Origin of the sequence: Chengkuizengella sp. SCS-71B (assembly GCF_040100845.1) — a bacterium.
Taxonomy (GTDB): Bacteria; Bacillota; Bacilli; order Paenibacillales; family KCTC-33759; genus Chengkuizengella.
This window is the reverse complement of record NZ_JAZHSH010000001.1, coordinates 439,603-461,363: the sequence shown is the minus strand read 5'-3', so window position 1 is coordinate 461,363 and position 21,761 is coordinate 439,603. Positions and strand designations below refer to the sequence as shown.

Genomic DNA, 21,761 nt, shown 5'->3' with positions numbered 1-21,761 from the left:
AAAGATTTTCCAGTAAATTAACCAAAAAATGAATAAAGTGAACTCGTTTAAGCAAAGCTTAAACATCGTGAATTCAGATGAAGAATTTCCTCAAAGTGCAAAAAACAAAGCACCATGAATAAGTGCTTTGCTTATTGGAACAATATATATATGCTAATGCATTTATAAATTCGGTATTTTCTTATCGTTTAATAAGATGCGCATAACAATTGCTGCAGCTTCAGCACGAGTCATGTTCGCTTGTGGATCAAAGTAATAGGTTTCTTTTGCATTTGAATCAGAAATGACTTTCTTACCTTGGATAATTTCTTCCTTGTATACACCCAATACAGAAGCCCTTGCATAGTTGTTAATATCTTCAGCATCAATAAAGACTTTATTCAAGGCAGTATTTACTTTAATCTCATTTGTATCTAATCTTAAATTAGCAGCTCTTGCGACAATCGTTGCTGCATCTTCACGAGTCAGATTTAAATCAGGTAAAAATTGATCATCTATCTTTCCTCTTACTATACCTGCTCTTGCTGCAGTTTCAATATACTTATATTCATATAACCCATCTGAAGATGATGTTCTATTATTTACATCTACAAACGTTCGGTCACCTTCATAATTTAAAGGAAGATCAAATGCTTTTACAATTAAAGAAGTAAACTCACCTCTGCTGATCTGTTCATCAGGTTCAAATAACTGAGTACTTGATGCTCTATTGTTCATAATTCCTTTAGAATATAAAGTATCCAAATAATTTTTAGCCCATGGATGTCCTATTACATCATCAAATGACTCGTTCATGTACATGACAACATAATACCCAAATTCAGTAAACGGTACTGTAATCGTATTTTTCTTTTGATCTACAACACCTCCAAGATTAATCCACTCGTATGATTCATTATCTAGATAATCAACATTATAACCATAATGGAATACTGTCACATATCTCCAGGCAGACTGTACTACATTTGGATCATACTTTAACGTTAATTCACCTGGATTTGATGGAACATATTGCTCATCTATTTCTGAAACATCTCGATCATAAAATTCTTGCCCATCCTCATATGGATAAATACCGCTGCCATATAATATTTCTTGCTGGTCTTCTATTGAGGAAACCATCCCCCCATCAATCCAGTACAAGTCGCTAATCGATCTAAATCTTTCTGCAGGATCTTCAAATATTCTAACAAAGTTGTCATTCACATTATTAAATTTAGAATCCTCTCCGAAGAATGGATGTAATACTTTATTTACTCTTCCATCATCTGGATCTGCAATAGCTAATAGGATATCTCTGGTTGGAGATAAAGCTTGAACTCCTTTTGCTTCATTTTGAAGTAAAATAGTTCCTTTAGGAAAAGATAACTCAACTGATTTATCAAATGCATCAATTTTTCGCTTAGAGATACTTTCTTTGTGTTCTGCCCCAGGCACAGGTGTATCCGCATTAATTAACATAATTTCAGCTTCATCTTCCTGTAAACCTCTGACGACAGTAAACTTTATTTTATTATCTCCTTTTTTCAAATCATTAATTTCAAATACAAATAAGTCATAATCTTCCCCATCCAACTCAATGACCTCTGTTTTTGTCACTTCTTTTTTCTTATCATAAATAATTTTATCTGCATTTTCAGCTTCTACATAAATTCTTGTATAATTTCCATTCACAAAACCAGTTTTGGTTACAGGATCAATAGTTGGATAATGGACTACAAAAGTAGCAGGGTCTCTTCCAATTTCTATCGTTCTTGTATTTATTAATCCATTTTCATTTCTTGAAATTACTTCTACAGCGAAAGTACCCGTTCCTTCAAGATCAAGTACTTCAGAGGTGAATGTAGCCCAACCACTTGTAGAGTCTGGAGGAATAGAATCTTTCTTCACTCCATTCTCATCGATCAAGTCCTCATATTTATACCCTACTTCTTGCTCCGTACCGTATTTTGCTTCATACGCACTTTCGGACATTCTCTTAAAATTGGTACCATCCCATAAGAATAACTCTCTATACTGCTCATATTCTCCTTCTTCATTTATCCCACTAAATCTAAACTCAACTTCATTTGCGCTGGCAACTGAGCTTTTAAATTGAAGCTTTGTTTCTTGTGTATAATAACGGTAATTGCTTTCTTGTACATAGTAATAATCATCTAAGAAATCTTTATCAACTTCTAATAATAAAACCTCAGGCAATTCAGAAGTATAATAAAACATCTCATATTTAAATGTAGTAATAGGTTCTGTTAACCCTGGGTCAGTACCATTCAAAGTGCCTTCCGGATATACCTCTATAAGAAGTTCATTTAGTCCATTTTGCAGCTGCCAATCCTCACGTAAATCATCACCATCTGTTCTATCACCAAAATAAAAGTGAAATTCTTCAAACTTACCATCATCTAAATGTTTATCTATATCTCGTATTTTATCTACATGATCATTAAATACAATTCTAATATCTCCCCATTGACTTTCTGGAATGTTCACTGGCTTGATTTGAAAAATTGGTCCTGGAAAACCCTTTCCATCTGAACCAATACCACCTGGCTCATTAATTGAACTAAAATCCTGTGCTTTAGAAATATTAGTTAAGTAAACGTATGGAGATGGATTATAATTAATTTCAAACTCCTTAGAGCCTACTTCAAAGTCAGTTTGGATTCCCTGATCATCTTCCTGATACGGAACAAATTTTAAGGTGCTTCTACCTTCAGGCAAATCATCCTTGTCCAAGGCTACAGTATATGCTTGCTCTGTATTTTGAGATTCTGTAGAAGAACTAGTTAATAATATTGCATGGCCAAAGGAATCTACACTATACACCTTCACACCACTAGCATCTTTTTCAGTAACAACATCCAACAAAAGAGATTCCGTTAAAACAGTGATTTCAATTCCGCTGAATAACTTAGTAGATGAAATTGTTTCATATACTTCTTTTACAAAAGGCTGTTGCTCGTTTATAAAATAAAAAATGAAGTCCAAGGCATTTTGTGAATATCCAGTCTGACTCGGAAGAAACGTTGTTGTTAATGTTTGTTCATTTTCACCGTGGTTAAGGAGTATACCGTTTATTTCTATGTTTCTGATTAAGTAATATTCATCTTCAATTTCAATGTCATCATCTGAAATCGGTACAGCAACACCGCCATCTATAGAGTAGCTATAAGTTGGAATACTTTCATCAATGCTTAAAGCCACTTCATGTGTTTCGTCAGTACCATCAATTTCAATGTTTAATTTATCATGTGTTGGACTAGCATCATTTCTATTTATTTTTACATCTGTTGAAAAATTAATTGCATATGCATCTGCATTGGCACTTGCGCTAAAGGTCGGTTGTTTGAATAACATAGATTCTGTAGGAACGTTTAGATTTGATGCTTCTGATACCTCAGTGTTATATATGAAGTTATCTCCATTATTAAATACAAATGTTCTTTTCGTGTTATATGTTGTATCTGCACTTGATGCAAGTATTTTCAACTCATTGTCACCAGGTCTCAAATGTAAATCCTCACTTTCATCTTCCCCTGCTGAAAATGAAAATTGACCTGTTCCTGGACGGAAAAAGCTAGCATATACACCTAAAGGGTCTAACGTCGTATAACCGAATAGTGAGGTAGCGTTTGGTGCAATCCCTTCAATAAAAATCGTATTGTCATTAGAGGCTCGATTCTCTAATGGCACTATCATACCGTTTATGAACTGTCTTTCATCTATCGTCAACTCGTTTACTGTCGTAATCTCTGTGTAATTTATCCATGCTGGTAATGATTGTGGGTTTGTTCCTGAATCCAGTTTAACTGTGATCTTATTTAAACCCTCGTATAATTGAATATCGCTAAATTTAACAAATCCCACACCATCTTTTTCAGGAGGATTGTTCTTGACTTCATTAGAAATACCTGTGTTCACTTCTTCAATAACATAATATAAATCAGATAAATCCGAATCATCTATTTGTGTATAACCTACTCTAAGTTCTATCAACTCTTGTATCGTTGAATAAGGGTTGGATGGTCTTTGATCTGATGTTGGGTACCCTTGAATCTCCAAATTAACTGCCGCATAAGATGTACTTCCAAGCGGTGGAAGCAAAGCAATCAACATGGCAAAAATCATGATAATACTTAACGAACGTTTGATTGATTTCATCTGGTTTCTCTCTCCTTTTAAGTAGCTCGTACAATTTACATGTGATAAAACACACTAATATTATGTATATCGGTAAAAATGGTAAAAAAATTTAGTGATAAGAGTTGAATTTAACAATAATTATTTTTAAAAAAAGGAAGAAAGGGAAGTGAACAAAAGCTCCTATCGAAGCTTCTCGTAGAAGTAGTCGAATCCTTCATTAGTGGTAGCTTTGTTAAGTTATTAAAAAGAGTACAGGTAATGGCTTAGTAAGCCAAAACCTATACCCTTTTATTTGAATTTCTATTGTACTTTTATTCTAGTTTTTTGAGTATAGTTTATGATTTTAATCCTAGGAGTTGAGTGGTCATATTAACAACAGAACGAAACACAGTTTTTTCTCTTTTTTGAATGAGTCCTAACTTCTGTGCAGCCATGATCAACAAAATAGATATAACTGCGGTCAGTATAAGAATCCATAAACTAGCTTGTGATAAAATGATTGCACTAAAACCGAATGTAATCGCAATACCATAGATTGCAAGTACTGTTTGACGATGTGTTAAACCAATTTGCAATAAGCAATGATGCAGGTGACTTTTATCTGCCATAGAGATGGGTTCTTTTTTCACAATTCTTCGAACGATTGCAAAAAAGGTATCAGATAATGGAACACCTAAAATTAATATTGGAACAATTAAGGATACGATGGCTGCTTGCTTAAAACCTAAGATGGATAAGGTAGCTAGAGCAAAACCTAAAAATAACGATCCTGAATCCCCCATAAAGATTTTTGCAGGATGAAAGTTAAAGTATAAAAACCCTAAAATACTTCCAAGCAATAAACAGCTTAAAATGATAACTGTTACGTTCCCCATCATAATCGCTAATACTAATAACGTAGCTGTTGCAATAGCTGAAACACCTGCGGCTAATCCATCCAGACCATCTATTAAATTAATGGCATTTGTTACACCGATAATCCAAAATAATGTGATAAAGGTACTAAGCCAGCCGTTAATGTTATACGCTTCCCCAAATGGTAACGTAAGAAATGATACTTTCAAATCAAAAACAAAAACAACAATACAGGCTGCGATGATTTGTCCTAACAGCTTTACCTTCGGAGATATTTCCACCTTGTCATCAAAAGCCCCAAGTAAAACGATAATTGAACCTCCTATTAAAATCGCAAAAACAGCATTAAACTGCACATCTACACCTATTTTCACTAAAATAGGTAACATGATCCCTAAGGTCAATACAAAAGCAATATATATAGCCAATCCACCTAAACGTGGCATTAAGGATGTATGTACCTTTCGATGATTCGGTTGATCTACAGCTCCAACCAAAATTGCAAACTTTCTAACAAAGGGTGTCATTACAAAGGATAGTACGATGGCAATGACGAATACTGTTGCAAAAATGTAAACCATAGGTTGGTATTTCCTCCTCTCTCCCTTATATATGTGTGTTCAACCTCTATAAGAGAGTCTATCTTTTTTCTGTAATGATATGTTTATCTTTTTTCACTCTAAAAACAAATTTAGGTAAATCTAGCATCCTTTTATAACGTGAAGGTTGTTGCAGCAATCGATAAAACCATTCGAGCCTAAGTTTCTGCATCCATTTTGGTGCACGTTTAAGCTTGCCAGCAATAATATCAAAAGTTCCACCTACACCCATCATAACAGGAATATCTAGCTTATGTTTATATTTATATATCCACGGCTCCTGCGTGTCAACAGATCTAGCAACAAACAAGAGATCCGGTGAAAGCTTACGAATGTCTTCAACCACTTGCATATCTTCATTTTCCGAAAAGTATCCGTCACGCGCACCTACGAAATGAACATTAGGAAATTGCATTTTCAACTTTTCTGAACTTTTTTGAATCACTTCAGCCGTTGTTCCTAACATATACACTTTCCATTGCTTTTCATTTGCAACCTTTAGCAATTCAAACATTAAGTCAAACCCCGGGACTCTTTCCTTCACTGGTTGACCAATATAATCTGCCGCCCATACTAGTCCAGTACCATCTGGTACTACCAACTCTGCACTTTGCATTGCTTTTGCAAATGTTGCATCATTTAAAGCTGCCATGAACATGATTGGATTTGCTGTAATGATTTGATGTGTTTTTTTATGTTGTATGGCTTCTGTTAAATACTGAACAGTTTCTTTCATGTTCATCTTGGAAACGTCAATCCCATACATGGTTACAGTTGGAAATTTTGTTTGAGTTTTATCCATATCACTCACCATCTTTATATACGTAGAAATTACCAATATGTTGCGCTGGTTTTTGGGACATTTCCTTTAAATTGTTAATTAGAGGTTTTTTTTCTAATAACCAACCTTCATATTCTAACATAAGCTTTTGTACATTTTCAACGATTTGATTTTCATCCAGTTGCTCTGTACTACCCACAGCAGTCATCTGCATCTGTTCTAAAAATAAATCAATCTTTGGATCGTAAGAAATACCAACCATAGGAACGTAATTATTCGCTGCATATATTAATGAATGTAATCTCATACCGATCAATACATCACATGTACTTACCTCTTTGAACATCTCCGTAGGGTTGTCTCCATAAAAGATTTGGATATCCTCTGGGAGTTCTTTATCCGTTAACCCCATTTGGTGAAGGATATAGAGAGAAGCTTCCCGATCATGTGGCATATGAAATGGAAGCATTTTAATGATTACATTTTCTTTTTCACGAAGTATTTTTATAGCCTTCGCTATTTTATTTAATTCTGATCGATCCTCATTCCAAAAACGGACAGAAACACCAATCACTTTTGGCTGTTTTTCATCGGGCAATACCTTGTTATCTTCTTGTTGTATTGGTACTGACATGCCCATAACTGGATCTGGTACTTGATCCATCTGTGATTCTTTCAAGCCCATCTCCTTTAAAAGTGCAAAGGATGCCGTATCTCGAACAGAAATATAATGACAACGCTCGAAAACCTTCTTCACCCATCTATGAAATAATGGCTTATGGATGGGGCCAATACCTTGAGCATAAATAAAAGTGGGTTTTCCTAACCATTGCGCTAATTTGAGAATACCTAAATAATAAGGAATCGTTTTGTTACTTGTGACATCTTGCAGCAAACTCCCTCCACCACTAATCAGTCCGTCACTTTTTCGAATTGCTGTAAATACTTCCTTCAGTTTCATGCGATGCACAGCTTCTACACCATACATTTGTGCTGTCTGAACTGGATTAGCAGATAATACAATCGGTTCAATCTGAACGTTAGTTTGAGCAGATTGATTTCTTAATGCTGCTAAAATGGAACTTAATACCGCTTCGTCCCCACTATTATTAAATCCATAATATCCTGAGATGACTAATCTTCTAACAGAGGACCCCACTTTTTCCAACTCCTTACTAGCATTTCCCAAATAATAATCAGTATTAAACCGATCATTACGCCAAAAATTAAACCATATATAACACGAATACTTGAAATTAACATTGGAGTATGTAAATGAGCAAAAGTATCAACAATTGATAATTGTCCTATGACTCCAACAATGAGCAGTAATAGCCCTTTTCTGTATTTTAAAGCAAAATATAAACCCAACAATAACATTGGATGACCTAAACCAAATTCTTTTAATCGAGGTCTAACTCCAAGTACATTTTCTAGAAAATATCTAAAAACTAATTCAATGGAAGAAACTTGCCCACTATTCCCCGTTCTAGTTAAGTAATAAAAGGCTGTTCCTGCGATGAACACTGCTATAATCACATAACCTACTTTTAAGTCCATCATAAATAAATTCTTAGCTTGCTTGAAGATATTTCGAAGTCCACCTTCTTTTCCATAAAACATATAATATACAAAAGCCAAAAAGATAGGTGCAAGATGAAGCACGCTTACTCCTCTAAATTGTTCTAAAACGAGCATATAGGTAGGTGCATTCAATAGCCCGACCACATAAAATACTCCGATAAGTGAAATTCCTGTTGCCGTTATAAATAAAAGAAAAGTCGATTTAATCGGTGACACGACCTGCAAAGATTCTTCTCTTATCTGTCGTATTACTGTAATAATCGCTAAGGTTGGTGCTGAAATAGCTGCACCTAGCGCTGCCGCCTGTAATAAAAGGGATGAGTTTAAAACAAATAATCCAGCAGAACCGATCATTCCGAATACAAAAATCGGTGTTAGCAAGATAGGTGCGAACCTTGATATCGTTATTGCTATGAGTGCAACCGCTCCAACCCACAAAATAAGTTTTGCGAATTTTTGCCAGTCTGCATTTCCATATACAAACGGTTCAGTGATACCAATTTGAAATCCTTCATCCTGAATTCGTTGGATCGCTCCATCAGGTCCTGTTAAACTTTCATAAATATTGCCTAATGAATTGGTAACCTCCGCTTTCAACTCGTCTTTTTGAATATTCACATTTAAATAAATCATTCGGATATTTCGATCCGTGACTGCTAATACAAGTCGATCCGAAATTTTAGTTGGAGATAACACGGAGGATTCTGCATCTAAAATAGAATGAAGACGTACGACGTTATAATCCGTTAAATAGGCTAATTGATTCAAGCCTTTTTCTTTGGCAGAAAACTCGTTTATTGCAAATCCTATCTGGTGCTTGTTCATAAGTTCAGACATATGTGTTAAAGAACCTTGGTTTGCTTCTTCTTCATAACCAGTTACAGCACTACCTGTAAAAATAATTCTAAACACGCCTTGTTTGCTAAACTGATCCATCAACTTTTCCATATGTACTGGATCATACGGTCTGTTATCCGATATCCGTACAACAATTTGAAATCCAGCTTTCGTTAATTCGTCCATGATCATGGGATCAGGATCCATCGGCTCAATAATTGCAGTTGCTTTTGAAGATTCAATGACCATGCCTGTTTGATCAAGAAGGTTCCAATCACGCACGTTAATATCTAACTGCCTAAAAGCTTGTTCAATAATTGGACGAATTTTAATGTCTGTGACCACATCGGGAAACAATACATAAGTGAAGTTTTCATTCGGGTCTGGTTGAACCCCTTCAATTAATGATGCTTCATACGAGGAAAATAACTCTATTCGCCCGCTCGATTCTAAATCTGCTAAATTGCTTTCAAATACAGCGAGGGAAGTAATACCCGCTTCTTTGATTTTTGTTAATTGGTCTTCAATATAACTTTGTGGGTTAGGTTCGTATTCTGCTATTTGTAAAATGTCTTTGTAATCTAAAACAACTTCAACTTGATTAGACGTATCTTCTGCAGCAAAACGGACCATTCCCAATGGGACTGCGGCAATCATACCAATCACCACAAGAATCCAAAGAACTTTTTTCATGAAAGGGTTCATGTTTGTAAGTGTTTTTAGCAATGAGTTCATCTCCCTTTCTAACCCTTATTTTCGTCTACTTTATTCATGATGACTTGGGACAACTGTTCTAAAACGACCTGTGCTTCTACTTTTGACTGTCTGTTTACTGCGATATACACTTTTATTTTGGGCTCTGTTCCAGAAGGTCTCAAACAAAACCAAGATCCATCTGCTAATTTATATTTCAATACATTTTCTTTCGGTAATTCATCTAATCCTTTTCCATAATCTAAAACTTCAGTTACAGAGGTATTCATCAATTGTTGCGGTGGACTTGTTCTCCAATTATTCATAATCCTTTGAATTTGCTCCACCCCAGCCTTACCTTTTAGCGTCCTGGAATGCACGACCTCTAAAAATGTACCGAATTGTTCATAGAGTTCTAATAGAACATCATATAATTTTTTACCTTGTGATTTATAATAAGCGGCTGCTTCACAAATTAACATAGATGCAACAACTGCATCTTTATCACGCGCATATGTGCCTGCTAAGTAACCATAACTCTCCTCAAACCCAAATACATAGGTTGCTTCTCCCGTTTTTTCAAACTGGGTCATTTTCTCACCAATATATTTAAATCCTGTTAATGTATTTAATGTTTCTAATCCGTAGTGGCTTGCAATTTTCTCCCCTAATTCACTCGTAACAATCGTTTTGATTAAAACACCGTTATTGGGAAGTTTGCCTTGTTCTTTTAAATGACTTAAAAGATAGTTTAAAATAAGTGCACCTGCTTGATTACCCGTCAACACTTCATATGTACCTTGTTTGTTTTTCACAACCGCACCCATACGATCACAATCTGGATCTGTTCCTACGATAATGTCTGCTTGAATCTCATCTGCTTTTTGGATCGCTAATGCAAATGCGTCCTTTTCCTCTGGATTCGGTGATTTTACGGTCGAAAAGTTAGGATCAGGCAATTCTTGTTCTTTCACAACGTGTACTTCTGTGATACCAATTTGTTTTAATACTTCTCTTACTGGAATATTACCTGTACCATGTAAAGGCGTGTATACCACCTTCAACGGTTCAGACATTTGTTTAATGGTATTTGTATTTAAACTTACAGAAGTAATAGCTTGTATATATTTTTCATCCATTTCTTTTCCGATAGCAACTAACAATTGATCCTTTTCAGCCTCATCCTTTGAACTCTTTTTTACTTGATCAAGAGAATCGATTTGACGGATGTGATGAATGACTTTTTGCGCATCATCTGGTATCAGCTGTCCTCCATCTGATCCATACGCTTTATATCCGTTATATTCTGGAGGGTTGTGACTTGCTGTAATCACAATTCCTGCGGCTGCCTTTAATTCACGCACGGCAAAAGACAGCTCAGGAGTAGTTCTTAAAGACTCATATAAATACGCTTTAATGCCATTGCCTGCTAATACAAGCGCTGCTTCTAAAGCAAACTCTGGAGATTGATGTCTAGAATCATAAGCAATCACTGCTGATTTTTCTTGATCAGCATTTTCTGATTGTGATTCTAATATGAATTGAGCCAGTCCTTGTGTAGCTTTACCCACAGTATAAATATTCATACGATTAGTGCCTGCTCCAATGACACCTCTTAAACCGCCTGTACCAAATTCTAAATCCTTATAAAAACGATCTTCAATTTCCTTAGGATCATTTTCAATACTGTGTAATTCCTGTTTAGTCTCTTCTGTGATCAATGGATCCTGTAACCATGATTTATAATTTTCAATGGCCTTTTTTTCTAACCCTTGATCTGAGCTCATTCGTTGTCTCCTTCGCCAGCTGGTTCAGGGTTTGAGATCGCAAACATAATCTCCCCTTCAGCAACGGTTTTTCCATCTACGGAAGCAATTGCTTTCCCTTTACCAATGCTGCCTTTAGCGCGGATAATTTCTACTTCAAGTCGCAGTGTATCACCTGGTGTCACTTGACCACGAAAACGAAATTTATCTAGACCTGCTAAGAAACCGATCTTCCCTTGGTTTTCTTCCATTTTCAAAATTGCTACGGCACCTACTTGAGCTAATGCTTCAGTAATTAATACACCTGGCATGACTGGATAATCAGGAAAATGACCTTCGAAAAAAGGTTCGTTCATCGTGACATTTTTAATCCCTATCGCTTTTTTGCCTTCTTGTACTTCTAAAATACGATCCACTAATAGAAATGGATAACGATGAGGAATTATTTGTTGAATTTGATTGATATCTAACATATTAATATTGCCCTCCATTATTAAGTCTAGTCCATGTATAAAAATGGTTAAGAAATGTGAAACTAGATATGATCCCCTTCATGATCTGCAGTAGTGAAGGTTGATATAATTTGAGCATATTTATAAAGCGCAGCCAAATGCGATTGTAAATATGCTCTTTATCCTTTAAAACTTTAATTCGCTTTCTTGGGTATATTCTGATTTAGTGACTTAAACTGAAATATATAAATAATCGAAGTTATAAACGAAAAAATGATGACGATCCACAGAAAAGATACGGAAAATTTTAAGTTGAGTATAATAAAAAAAATGGCGGAGTAATATAAAATCGTTGTCAGCTTTCCCATAACATTAGCAGGTACGGTTTTTTTTCCTTGGAAATGATAAAAAAAACCGCCAATCACCATTCCTATATCCCTCAAAAATATGGCTATCGCTGCTTGCCATGGTATAAGCTGTTCATACAAGAGAGAAACGAATACAGTAACCATCATTAATTTATCTGCTAGTGGATCTAACATGATTCCTACTTCTGTTACCATCTCTCTTTTTCGAGCAATATATCCATCTAAAATATCACTTAAAATGGCAGCCACAACAACAAGAAAGGCAATCATCATTTTATCGTTAATAAAGAAAATTAAGTAGACTGGAATGAGAGTAAAACGAAACAACGTAATCAAATTAGGTAGATTCATTTGAATCCCTCCTACCATCCCTATTCATTATACCGAGCAGAAGAAGAAAAGAAAACTCCCTGATGGGAGTTTATTATATTTTTTTATTTTATCGATCTGCAAAAATCAAACTAATTAAATGTTTCCATGTTTGGACATCCAAAACATCTGAAGCTGATTCACCGCCAAGTATAACATAACCGATTATAACACCGACATAGAGTGTAATGATACATAAAACAGGAACAAGAAAAAACCTTAAAATTTTTAATGTTGTTTTTGCCGGTTTTTGTGAAGTTTTTTTCTTTTTTTTAGCTGTTTTCGTTGCATTTGCATTTGTATCCATAACATTAGCCGCATTACAGATGTTTCGCGATCACTTTTCATGATGATTACGCTCATCCAACGGATTTTCAACTCCCTATTGTTATATTTAAGATCTTAGATTTGCTGCTAGCTTCATCATTGTCTCAGCATTACTATATGCTTTGGAAGTTAACTGAAATGCCCTTTGTGTAACCATCATTTCTGTAATTTCTTCCGATAAGTTTACATTTGATTGTTCCAAATACCCTTGAAGTATTCGTATATTAATTTTATCATCAGGATTCGTGGTAAAATCGCTATTTTCGTTTAAATCAATTTCCTGAACTAAACTAGGGTCCGTCAATCTGTCCTCGTTAAGTGTATACAAACTGTTACCCACTGGCTGTAAATACTGTGGTGATAAAACACGAACGATTTTTAACTGCCCCAACTCTAAAGGCGCTTCACCAGGGTTAGACTGATTATATGCAAAAACATTTCCCATATCATCGATGTTAATGTCATGATTAACAGGAATGGAAATGGGTTCATTTTCACTATTCTTCACGAACTGCCCTTGACTTGTTGCTAAATATAGTTCATCTAGATCATTTGAAGAAGGTACCAATTGGAAAGAACCATTGCGAGTAAACAAACGATCTTCGCCATCCAATGTGCCAACTTCAAAAAAACCATCACCTTGGATCGCCAAATCGGTTGATATCTTTGTATTGGTCACTGTTCCCTGTTCTGTCTTGAGGTATGGGTTAGACATTCTAATTCCTACTCCCTCTTGTACACCCAAGGAAGACTTTCTACCTTCTAAACTAAACTCATTCACTTGATTTACTCTTGTTGTTAAAAGGTCTTGAAAGGAGGCTTCTAATTTCTTATATCCCGTCGTATTAATGTTCGCGACATTATGAGATTGAATATTTAGTTTTTGTTGTAAAGCTTGCATGGAAACCATGGCGTTCATCATGGATTTATTCATTCATTTCACCTCAGGTTGGTTACTGCACTCGTCCAATTTCGTTTACAGTTTTACTAAGCGTGTCGTCTAACATCTTAATCACTTGCTGATTCGCTTCATATATTCTCATTGCACTGGTTAAATCAACCATCGATTGTGCTGCATCTACATTAGATCCTTCAATAAATCCTTGTAATACTTGAATAGGTTGATCTTCTAAACCATCCAAGATTGTAACAGAAGCCTTCTCTTCATCTGTAATTGCATAAACACCATTTCCCTCACGAGCCATATGGTGTGGATTGTTAACTTTAGAAAAAAGTAAAGCGATGGGTTTCCCTGTTATATCCGTGACCTCTTCCCCATTATATAACAGTTGACCGTTTTTTTGTATTTGAATTTGCTGGAGAGAAAGATCATCGTCGAATAAAGTGATCGGTTGTTCATCCTGACCTAAAAAAAGAAAACCTTCTTCTGTCATCAATTGTTTTTGATCGTTTATAAATAACTTAACATTCTGTATGTATCTCGGCTCCTCATCAGCGTTCCACAATGTAAAGAAAACTTCTGGCTGATACACTTCTTCCCCGTCAAGTGTTATCCCTTTGCCAAAGGTATCAAACTGAATTTCTAATAATTCCCCATTCTCATCCGTATATGGATTCCCATTTTCATCAACAGGTTGAAGGTTTGAACTTATCATTAAATCTTCAGCACGGTTCGTTTCTATGATTTGTCCAGGTGTAAATACATTCACCGTTTCTTCGATCATGACTCCAGAATGTAAGCTGCCGACTTCACTCGATGTGCCTTTTTGAATCATAGAAATATAAATCTCTGGAAAAGAACGAGAGATCGGTACGGCTTCTTTAAACCCTGGTGTATTTATATTAGATACATTATTCGTTATTGTATCATGTCTTTTCTGCTGTGTAAGCATGCCTGCGGTTGCTGTGTATAGTCCTTTAATCATATACTTTAGCTCCTGTCATATATCTTATCCTAATTTTCTTTTTGACATTTTGTCAAGGTTGTCCAGCATAATTCCAGTCCCTTTTACTACACACCCCATTGGGTCTTCCGCAATTAATACAGGTACTTTTAGCTCTTCTGCCATTAATATATCTAATCCATGAAGCATAGCACCGCCACCAGTTAGAATAATACCCCGATCAATAATGTCCGCTGCCAATTCAGGTGGTGTTTTTTCCAAAACATTTTTTGCAGAGAGTACGACCGATGTAACCGGATCCCACAAGGCTTCCTTTACTTCTTTTGCTGTGATCGTTACCGTTAGCGGCAGCCCACTTACTAAGTCCCTACCGCGAATATCCATCTCATCGTTGCTTCGCTCAGGATCTAAGGTGCCTATTTTCACCTTCACATCTTCCGCAGTACGTTCCCCAATTAATATTTTATATTTATCCTTAACATACTTCATGATCGCAATATCCAGTTTATCTCCTGCAACTTTTAGAGAAGAAGAAGCAACAACATCTCCCATAGACAAAACGGCAATATCTGTTGTTCCTCCTCCAATATCCACTACCATGTTTCCACTAGGCTGGAAAATATCCATACCAGCACCAATAGCTGCTGCTTTAGGCTCTTCCTCAAGAAAAACATCCTTAGCTCCGCTACGTTGTGCTGCTTCTCGAATGGCTTTTTGTTCAACAGAAGTAATGTTGGTTGGTGCACAAATCAAAATCCGAGGATGGCTATACCACTTTCTACCTCCAACTCTAGAAATGAAACCTTTAAGCATAACCTCTGTAATTTCAAAATCAGCGATAACACCATCTTTTAAAGGTCGGATGGCAATAATATTACCTGGGGTTCTACCTACCATTTTCCTGGCAGGCTCCCCCACTTCAATCACTTTTTTTGTTTCACTTTGTACAGCCACAACTGAAGGCTCATTTAAAACAACGCCACGCCCCTTAACATGAATGAGAACATTTGCAGTTCCTAGATCTATACCGATATCTTTATTGAACATAGATAGTTTTTTCCCCCTATAGAATTAGTTCAAAGATTTTTATAATGAATTAGTAAATAAAATTACAATTTTGAAAAATCATGTAAAGACACAATCATTATTTTGAATTATTATTTATTTTTTTCTATATAGATCCATATAATTCCTGCAAGTTTCTCATTTTTAATAAAATTTTTTATTTTCGGGTAATTTTCTATGAAGGTGAGGCGGATTTTGTTTTATTTTTTTTGTATTTGATCTTTGTGGCTTCACCTCCTCTTAAATGGCGAACTGATTTGTGGTACTCTAAAATTTCTTTTACTTGGTTGGCCAAATCCGGGTTAATTTCGGGCAGTCTTTCTGTCAAATCCTTGTGCACCGTACTTTTTGATACTCCAAATTCCTTCGCTATCGTACGAACCGTTTTCTTGGTTTCCACAATGCAACGACCAATTTTAATGGTTCGCTCTTTGATGTAATCGTGCACTCCCCTCGCCTCCCTACTCGAACTAGTTTGGTACATTATATGAGGGGATAACTTAGATATTCTTTGAATACAAGCATGACAAGCAGTTAAATTTACAAAACAGGATTATTTTAGTGGCTCAAGTTGATTAAAACGGGACGTATTGGATAAAAATATTTAAAAATTAACAATGCAACAAAATTTTATGCCTGCCCACATGGACGTCATTAAAAGCAAAAAAAATCCCATTTATAATAAAATGGGATTTACAATTTTTCATGGAAAATTATTTTTCAATAAAACCCTTAATCTTAAATGTTATTCATTGCTTTGGATAAGTTGTTCTGGATTTACTGCTTCGCCATTTTGATAAATCTCAAAATCAAGATGAACGCCGAACTCTTTATCAAGCTCGTTTGTTCCTGCTTCTGCTATTTTATCTCCTTGTTGCACTTCTTGATCCATCTCAACCTGTATTTCAGTTAAACTTTGATATACAGTTTTCAAACCATCTTCATGCATAATTTCTACTATATTTCCTGCAACTGGAATTTTTTCAATTCTAGTAACTTTCCCACTTAAAGCTGCTAATACATCAAAAGTTTCATCATCAGGATGTGATAGTGAAATCCCTATACTTGGAGTCATCGTCCCATCAAACTCAACAACCGCAGCTTGTTTGCTTTCATTGTCGCCATTCTCATCATAAAAATGACGAATAATTTCTAAATCATCTCTGTTATCTACTGGCCATGCAATAGATTCTGCGGATACAGTAACTGGGACATCTAATTCTGAATCAGACGAATTGTTCATTTCATCAGAAACTTCTAATCCTAACTCTGGATCTGTTAAACTAGTTTGATCATTGCTTTGAAAATAGACCATGAAACTAACAATTAAAACAACCGCTGCCAAATACATAGCCGGAAATACCCATTTCTTACCGAAAAACCTTTTCCATGATCCAGCTTGAACATTTGTAGCTCCCTCTTTATTTTCAGGAGTTTGTTCATGCTGATTCTCTTTTTTATTATCATTCATAGATACATCACCTCAGCAATCATTGTTGCCAGATGATATACTTTTATACCTGTGTTTACTAGATTTTTTATATCAAAGAGTTGGATTCACTCTCTTAACCTCAATTCCTTGATAATAATATAATAAAATTTCTTCTGCAGTACTGCCTTCCATAGCCATTCCATTGGCTCCCCATTGACTCATTCCAACCCCGTGTCCATAACCGTATGAAGTGATTTGAACTTGGTTGTCTACCATTACCATTTCAAATTGTGAAGATGAAAGACCTAATCTCTCTCTGACTTCTCTACCTGTTAAAATCACATCACCAATCGCTATTTTTTTAATTCTATGTCCTTCTGACCATTCTAATATTTTAAACAACGATTGACCTGTAGATGCCCTTTGAGCGGGATTAATTTTTAATTTGTTAAAAAACTGATTAGAGGATAATACTAACGTATTTTTAAACTTAGGTGAAATCTCTGCATCCCATGGACTTTCTACACTACGTAAATAAGGAAGCTCTACATTCCAATAATCTTCAGAATTTTCTGTATAACCATTACTAGTAGAAAAAAAAGTGGAGTTTATTGGATGATCATCATAAGTGACTACAAGACCTCTCGTTTCGTAAACCGCTCGATTAATTTTCTCCATATTCTTCTCATAAAGATCTCCCGTCCATTTTTGTATCAGCTTATCCTCAGATAAATATACCTGATGTGAAACTGTGTCTGTGACATAAGCCCCTTCAACAGGCACATTGCTAAAATCCTGATCTACCATTCTTCTAAAAATATAAGTTCTGGCTGCAATCGCTTGTGCTTTTAAGGCTTCAAGCTCAAATTCAATGGGCATTTCAGCAGCAATCACTCCTCTAACGTAGGTCTCAAGTGGAAGCACTTCAATCTTCTTCTCATTTGTCATATAAATGGGCACATATATTGGATTTTCTTGTTCTATGATTCCATTCTTCAATTCATCTTGTGTACTCGTCATGTTGAAATTCTCTTCTTTTTCATTTACTAGAATGGCAGGAATAATGAAACTAGCAAACAAAAGCAAACCCGCCCACAAAGCAAACCACAAAATAAAGCGATGAGTTTTCATGCACTTCCCTCCGATAATCCAAAACTAACACTATCATATGTGGACAAATACTAGATTAGAACTGCAATTGAAAAGTGAGTGAAATTCAACATTTACCATTGAAACCGTTTTGTGTCTGTGTCGTAATAATAAGTATGCGGCTTGAACCTGTAGAAGCAATGTTTTACTGGATCCCCGAGAAGTATTAGCCAACTAAGACCCCACCACATCCATGTGGGCAGACTAAATTATTATCACGTCCTGTGACAAATGTCTGCATCAAAACGTCCTGTTTTGACGATATAGGCACCGGTTTAAGAGCTGGGGACAAACATGATAGAAAAAGTTCACTTTTTGGGGTATATCAAGTGTGGATTAGATGAGAATATGGTATGTTATTTAAGGAGGTGAAGAAAGATTGGGTACACGCGTGATTATATACGAAAAACTAGAAAGTGGAGAATTGAGTAAATTAGATGAACGGTCTTGGAGCGAGCCTCTTCTTAAATCATTGGAGCATGCAAATTACATTACAGTGAAGGATAATGAGTATGAAATGGTAGAAGGGCGCTTAAACATAGATGAGGAAGTTCTAGAAATTCTAGTCATCGCTTCAAAAAAACCTTAAAAGGGGGTGAACGACATGAAGCAAGATCAAAAGATGACAGACAAATTATTTTATAAAGGAAAGCCAATAAAAACATTATCAACAACGTTAGGTATTGCTCTTGTCGCAAACTTAGCTTTGACACCGTCTGTGTATGCAGAAGGAGATTCTACGAGCAGTGCCGAACCGAAACTCGTGGAGTGGTCTTCCGAAGATGTAAGAAAATATTTTGATGCGAATATGGACTGGAATATTCCTTTACTTATATCGGAGGAAGAACAGTCCGAGGGTGAGTCTCAGGGTGAAACTCAATCAGAATCAGGAGGCACTAACCAACCTGTATACATTAATAACGGTTTTGGATGGGACGATATGTTATTGTATCATTTGATCTTTAACAGCGGACGTTCCTATTCAACAAGAGGCTGGTATGATTCTAGACCTGTATATGATCCTAGAACAAACCAAACGTACAAACCTAAATCATATGATACTGGCAAATTTCAAAACAAACCTGTTGTCAATTCTACTGTCAGACCAAAGACAGTGAATAGCCAAGGAACAATTACAAAGAGGGATAGCAATAAAAGCACATCTACTTCTAAAGGAAGCATTGGAAATAAATCCAGTAATATGAGCTCTTCGAGCAAATCAGGAGGAAGTTTCGGTGGATAAAGCAGAGGCAGTGTATCATGTCGTAGGCTCACCCCATCCAAATCGTCAAGAAAGAATGAAACAGCTTGAAGAATTAGGTTTTACATGGGGAGATCTTGACCATTATTGGATAGATCAAGTTGTTTCCATTGATCAAAAGATGTGGGATGAAATTAAATTTGCATCTCAAAACTTATGGACTATTTTTGATAAAGCTGCCCGCTTTACGTTTGGGAAAAGAGATTTATATGCCTTACTATCTATCCCTGAGGTATTATGGGATGGATTAGATTTGTTACTTCCTAACGAAGCTGAGAAATTAAGTAGGTATGCCCGATTTGACTATTCTATTACTGAGCAGGGTGAGATCAAATTATTTGAGCTTAATGCAGATACCCCAACTGGTTATGTCGAATCTTCAGTTGTTACTCCTTGGATTTGTGATCAATACGAATTAAATTCTCCAAATGTAACAATGAAGGAACAGATTCGTTTAGTCTGGGAAAAAGAGAAGCCAGATTACGCTACTTGTATCTCATATGGAGAACATTTAGAGGATTCAGGTACAATCGACATGCTTGTAAAGCATAGCGGCTTAGACATTAAATGCATTGATACATTAGAATTATCCGTTGATGAAGGTGTTGTGAAAGATAGAGAGCTCAATCCCGTTAGAAGTATGTTTGCCTTATATCCAAAAGAATGGATGGCAGTTGATGATGGTGGAGAAGCTTTAGCTTACTCCATTGAATCCAAAAACATAGAGATTTTTAATTCCTTGCATGCGATTATTCTTCAATCTAAAGGATTACAGGCTGTCATATGGGGACTTCATGAATTAGATTCAGATATTTTTACTAAAGAAGAACATGAATGTATAGAAAAATATATGCTACCAACGTATAACAAACCCATTTTTGATGGGAATTATGTGTCAAAATCTATGTTTGGACGTGAGGGTGGATCCGTTCGTTTATATGACCATCACGGTACACTAGAAACCCAAGATGAAGAAGGATACGATACTAGCGTTCTGTTTGACCGAGTATATCAAAAACGTATTGATTTACCAAAATTAGAGATGCATAATGGAGCATTTCATTTATTAACAGGTGTTTTTATGATCAACGGGGAACCATGTGGATTACTCGGTCGTGCAGGTGGATTAATCACAGGGAACTCAAGTCATTTTATTGCAATGGGGGTGAGATAATTTGAATCGAGTATTACTATTTATAATTTTTGGATTGATTCTTTTTGGAGTGTTATCTTTTATTGGGAATTTATTTGATAATGGTTCACAAGTATTTGAGACCAACCCAGTTTCTAGCAGTTCTGGAACAATCTCAGAACCTGAAACCAATACAAACACTTTACCTTGGGACTATAGAGTGGAAGAAGGAACTGTAGGGGATTTAATCGGTGGAGATATGACCGTATTACCTGATAATTTACTATTACCTAACGATGAAAATTATGCTACAGGAGATAAAATATGGACCCTTCAATTCATGAATGCACAAATGGATGTTTTAGCAAATGGGAGTAATGAGGTTCATTTATCATCATGGAAAGGCATTAAATCATATAAATCGTTAGAAGAAGCTGAAAAAGATCTGCAGGAATTGAAAATTCAAATTAAAACAGAAGTCGATTTGGTTGGTGTATATAAAACTGAGTTTGAAGGACAGTTTAGACATTTCGCAATCCTTACTTTACCGACAGGTCACGATATTAAACAACCAATTGATGAGGCTAGATATAATAGGCTTAAAGAGAAAAAAACAGCAGAGGTTTATTTAGAAGAAATTCATAGTTATACGAATTATGACTTGGCTATGGCCAAATTCCGGGGGTGGGTAGAGTGATAATAGTAGATTTATTGATTAGTGTTATTGTGATTACTGTACTACAGTTGATAGGCATGGTTGTTTTTAGTTTAATCACTCCTTTTAATGATTTGGAAGAATTGAAAAAAGGAAATACTGCCGTAGGTTTAGCTTTTGGAGGAAAGTTCTTAGGTACTGCCATTATTCTAGGGGTTTCAGCTTACACTAATACATCCATCTTGCACATGGCTTTATGGTTTTTAGTTGGTTACCTTTGTTTGCTAATGACATATTATATTTTTGATTGGGTTACACCTGGCTTAAAGCTTTCTGATCATTTACAAAAAGGAAATGTAGCTATTGGAGTATTATTAGCATTTGTATATCTAGGTATAGGCTTTGCAGTAAGCAGCCTGATTATTTAA

General features: G+C 35.7%; 20 protein-coding genes. 5 read left to right on the top strand and 15 right to left on the bottom strand.

The window, feature by feature from the left end:
• Window positions 1-162: 162 nt before the first annotated feature.
• The 15 genes from VQL36_RS02215 to spoIID form a co-directional block, all read right to left on the bottom strand.
• Window positions 163-4,161, bottom strand: coding sequence for an S-layer homology domain-containing protein (locus VQL36_RS02215; RefSeq protein WP_349247746.1), 3,999 nt, complete (start codon window positions 4,159-4,161; stop codon window positions 163-165).
• Window positions 4,162-4,478: 317 nt separating this feature from the next.
• The gene (locus VQL36_RS02210; RefSeq protein ID WP_349247745.1) at window positions 4,479-5,579 is read right to left on the bottom strand and encodes an MraY family glycosyltransferase; all 1,101 of its coding nucleotides are present in this window, start codon (window positions 5,577-5,579) and stop codon (window positions 4,479-4,481) included.
• A 58-nt stretch (window positions 5,580-5,637) separates the two neighbouring features.
• The gene (locus VQL36_RS02205) at window positions 5,638-6,399 is read right to left on the bottom strand and encodes a WecB/TagA/CpsF family glycosyltransferase (protein ID WP_349247744.1); all 762 of its coding nucleotides are present in this window, start codon (window positions 6,397-6,399) and stop codon (window positions 5,638-5,640) included.
• Between the two features lies 1 nt (window position 6,400).
• Window positions 6,401-7,537 (bottom strand): polysaccharide pyruvyl transferase CsaB, encoded by a 1,137-nt coding sequence (gene csaB, locus VQL36_RS02200; protein ID WP_349247743.1) that lies wholly within the window; start codon window positions 7,535-7,537, stop codon window positions 6,401-6,403.
• On the bottom strand, window positions 7,513-9,525 hold the full coding sequence (locus VQL36_RS02195) for a DUF5693 family protein (RefSeq protein WP_349247742.1): 2,013 nt from the start codon (window positions 9,523-9,525) through the stop codon (window positions 7,513-7,515). Before VQL36_RS02195 ends, csaB begins: the two co-directional genes overlap by 25 nt.
• Window positions 9,526-9,542: 17 nt before the next feature.
• The gene (locus tag VQL36_RS02190) at window positions 9,543-11,279 is read right to left on the bottom strand and encodes a phospho-sugar mutase (RefSeq protein ID WP_349247741.1); all 1,737 of its coding nucleotides are present in this window, start codon (window positions 11,277-11,279) and stop codon (window positions 9,543-9,545) included.
• Window positions 11,276-11,731 (bottom strand): 3-hydroxyacyl-ACP dehydratase FabZ, encoded by a 456-nt coding sequence (gene fabZ, locus VQL36_RS02185; protein WP_349247740.1) that lies wholly within the window; start codon window positions 11,729-11,731, stop codon window positions 11,276-11,278. The genes VQL36_RS02190 and fabZ overlap by 4 nt, the downstream gene beginning before the upstream one ends.
• A gap of 173 nt (window positions 11,732-11,904) precedes the next feature.
• The gene (locus VQL36_RS02180) at window positions 11,905-12,429 is read right to left on the bottom strand and encodes a CDP-alcohol phosphatidyltransferase family protein (RefSeq protein ID WP_349247739.1); all 525 of its coding nucleotides are present in this window, start codon (window positions 12,427-12,429) and stop codon (window positions 11,905-11,907) included.
• Window positions 12,430-12,517: 88 nt separating this feature from the next.
• Window positions 12,518-12,754 carry a DNA-directed RNA polymerase subunit beta gene (locus VQL36_RS02175; protein ID WP_349247738.1) on the bottom strand — a complete coding sequence of 79 codons (237 nt, stop codon included), beginning with the start codon at window positions 12,752-12,754 and terminating at the stop codon, window positions 12,518-12,520.
• Window positions 12,755-12,841: 87 nt separating this feature from the next.
• A complete protein-coding gene (locus tag VQL36_RS02170; RefSeq protein WP_349247737.1) occupies window positions 12,842-13,708 on the bottom strand; it encodes a flagellar hook-basal body protein in 867 nt (288 codons plus the stop codon).
• A 19-nt stretch (window positions 13,709-13,727) separates the two neighbouring features.
• Window positions 13,728-14,660 (bottom strand): flagellar hook-basal body protein, encoded by a 933-nt coding sequence (locus VQL36_RS02165; protein ID WP_349247736.1) that lies wholly within the window; start codon window positions 14,658-14,660, stop codon window positions 13,728-13,730.
• A 24-nt stretch (window positions 14,661-14,684) separates the two neighbouring features.
• Window positions 14,685-15,686: a rod shape-determining protein MreB gene (gene mreB, locus VQL36_RS02160; RefSeq protein WP_349247735.1), complete on the bottom strand. Its 1,002-nt coding sequence runs from the start codon at window positions 15,684-15,686 to the stop codon at window positions 14,685-14,687.
• Between the two features lie 193 nt (window positions 15,687-15,879).
• Window positions 15,880-16,152 (bottom strand): sporulation transcriptional regulator SpoIIID, encoded by a 273-nt coding sequence (gene spoIIID, locus VQL36_RS02155; protein ID WP_349247734.1) that lies wholly within the window; start codon window positions 16,150-16,152, stop codon window positions 15,880-15,882.
• Window positions 16,153-16,449: 297 nt separating this feature from the next.
• Window positions 16,450-17,175, bottom strand: coding sequence for a M23 family metallopeptidase (locus VQL36_RS02150; protein WP_349247733.1), 726 nt, complete (start codon window positions 17,173-17,175; stop codon window positions 16,450-16,452).
• 72 nt (window positions 17,176-17,247) lie between these two features.
• Window positions 17,248-18,267, bottom strand: a complete 1,020-nt coding sequence (spoIID, locus tag VQL36_RS02145; protein WP_349247732.1) for a stage II sporulation protein D — start codon at window positions 18,265-18,267, stop codon at window positions 17,248-17,250.
• A gap of 397 nt (window positions 18,268-18,664) precedes the next feature.
• On the opposite strand from spoIID, the gene VQL36_RS02140 reads away from it, so the two are divergent.
• From VQL36_RS02140 to VQL36_RS02120, 5 genes are read left to right on the top strand one after another with little or no spacing between them, the layout of a single operon-like run.
• The gene (locus VQL36_RS02140; protein ID WP_349247731.1) at window positions 18,665-18,874 is read left to right on the top strand and encodes a hypothetical protein; all 210 of its coding nucleotides are present in this window, start codon (window positions 18,665-18,667) and stop codon (window positions 18,872-18,874) included.
• Between the two features lie 15 nt (window positions 18,875-18,889).
• Window positions 18,890-19,528 (top strand): hypothetical protein, encoded by a 639-nt coding sequence (locus VQL36_RS02135; protein WP_349247730.1) that lies wholly within the window; start codon window positions 18,890-18,892, stop codon window positions 19,526-19,528.
• 55 nt (window positions 19,529-19,583) lie between these two features.
• Window positions 19,584-20,720 (top strand): glutathionylspermidine synthase family protein, encoded by a 1,137-nt coding sequence (locus VQL36_RS02130; RefSeq protein ID WP_349251101.1) that lies wholly within the window; start codon window positions 19,584-19,586, stop codon window positions 20,718-20,720.
• Window position 20,721: 1 nt separating this feature from the next.
• Window positions 20,722-21,375, top strand: coding sequence for a signal peptide protein (locus VQL36_RS02125; protein ID WP_349247729.1), 654 nt, complete (start codon window positions 20,722-20,724; stop codon window positions 21,373-21,375).
• Window positions 21,372-21,761: a DUF350 domain-containing protein gene (locus VQL36_RS02120; RefSeq protein ID WP_349247728.1), complete on the top strand. Its 390-nt coding sequence runs from the start codon at window positions 21,372-21,374 to the stop codon at window positions 21,759-21,761. The genes VQL36_RS02125 and VQL36_RS02120 overlap by 4 nt, the downstream gene beginning before the upstream one ends.

Coding starts and splice junctions, on each gene's coding strand:
- VQL36_RS02215 (WP_349247746.1), bottom strand. CDS start 4,161: ATGAAATCAATCAAACGTTCGTTAAGTATTATCATGATTTTTGCCATG.
- VQL36_RS02175 (WP_349247738.1), bottom strand. CDS start 12,754: ATGGATACAAATGCAAATGCAACGAAAACAGCTAAAAAAAAGAAAAAA.
- VQL36_RS02165 (WP_349247736.1), bottom strand. CDS start 14,660: ATGATTAAAGGACTATACACAGCAACCGCAGGCATGCTTACACAGCAG.
- mreB (WP_349247735.1), bottom strand. CDS start 15,686: ATGTTCAATAAAGATATCGGTATAGATCTAGGAACTGCAAATGTTCTC.
- fabZ (WP_349247740.1), bottom strand. CDS start 11,731: ATGTTAGATATCAATCAAATTCAACAAATAATTCCTCATCGTTATCCA.
- VQL36_RS02180 (WP_349247739.1), bottom strand. CDS start 12,429: ATGAATCTACCTAATTTGATTACGTTGTTTCGTTTTACTCTCATTCCA.
- VQL36_RS02190 (WP_349247741.1), bottom strand. CDS start 11,279: ATGAGCTCAGATCAAGGGTTAGAAAAAAAGGCCATTGAAAATTATAAA.
- spoIID (WP_349247732.1), bottom strand. CDS start 18,267: ATGAAAACTCATCGCTTTATTTTGTGGTTTGCTTTGTGGGCGGGTTTG.
- VQL36_RS02135 (WP_349247730.1), top strand. CDS start 18,890: ATGAAGCAAGATCAAAAGATGACAGACAAATTATTTTATAAAGGAAAG.
- VQL36_RS02150 (WP_349247733.1), bottom strand. CDS start 17,175: ATGAATGATAATAAAAAAGAGAATCAGCATGAACAAACTCCTGAAAAT.
- VQL36_RS02130 (WP_349251101.1), top strand. CDS start 19,584: ATGAAACAGCTTGAAGAATTAGGTTTTACATGGGGAGATCTTGACCAT.
- VQL36_RS02170 (WP_349247737.1), bottom strand. CDS start 13,708: ATGAATAAATCCATGATGAACGCCATGGTTTCCATGCAAGCTTTACAA.
- VQL36_RS02205 (WP_349247744.1), bottom strand. CDS start 6,399: ATGGATAAAACTCAAACAAAATTTCCAACTGTAACCATGTATGGGATT.
- VQL36_RS02210 (WP_349247745.1), bottom strand. CDS start 5,579: ATGGTTTACATTTTTGCAACAGTATTCGTCATTGCCATCGTACTATCC.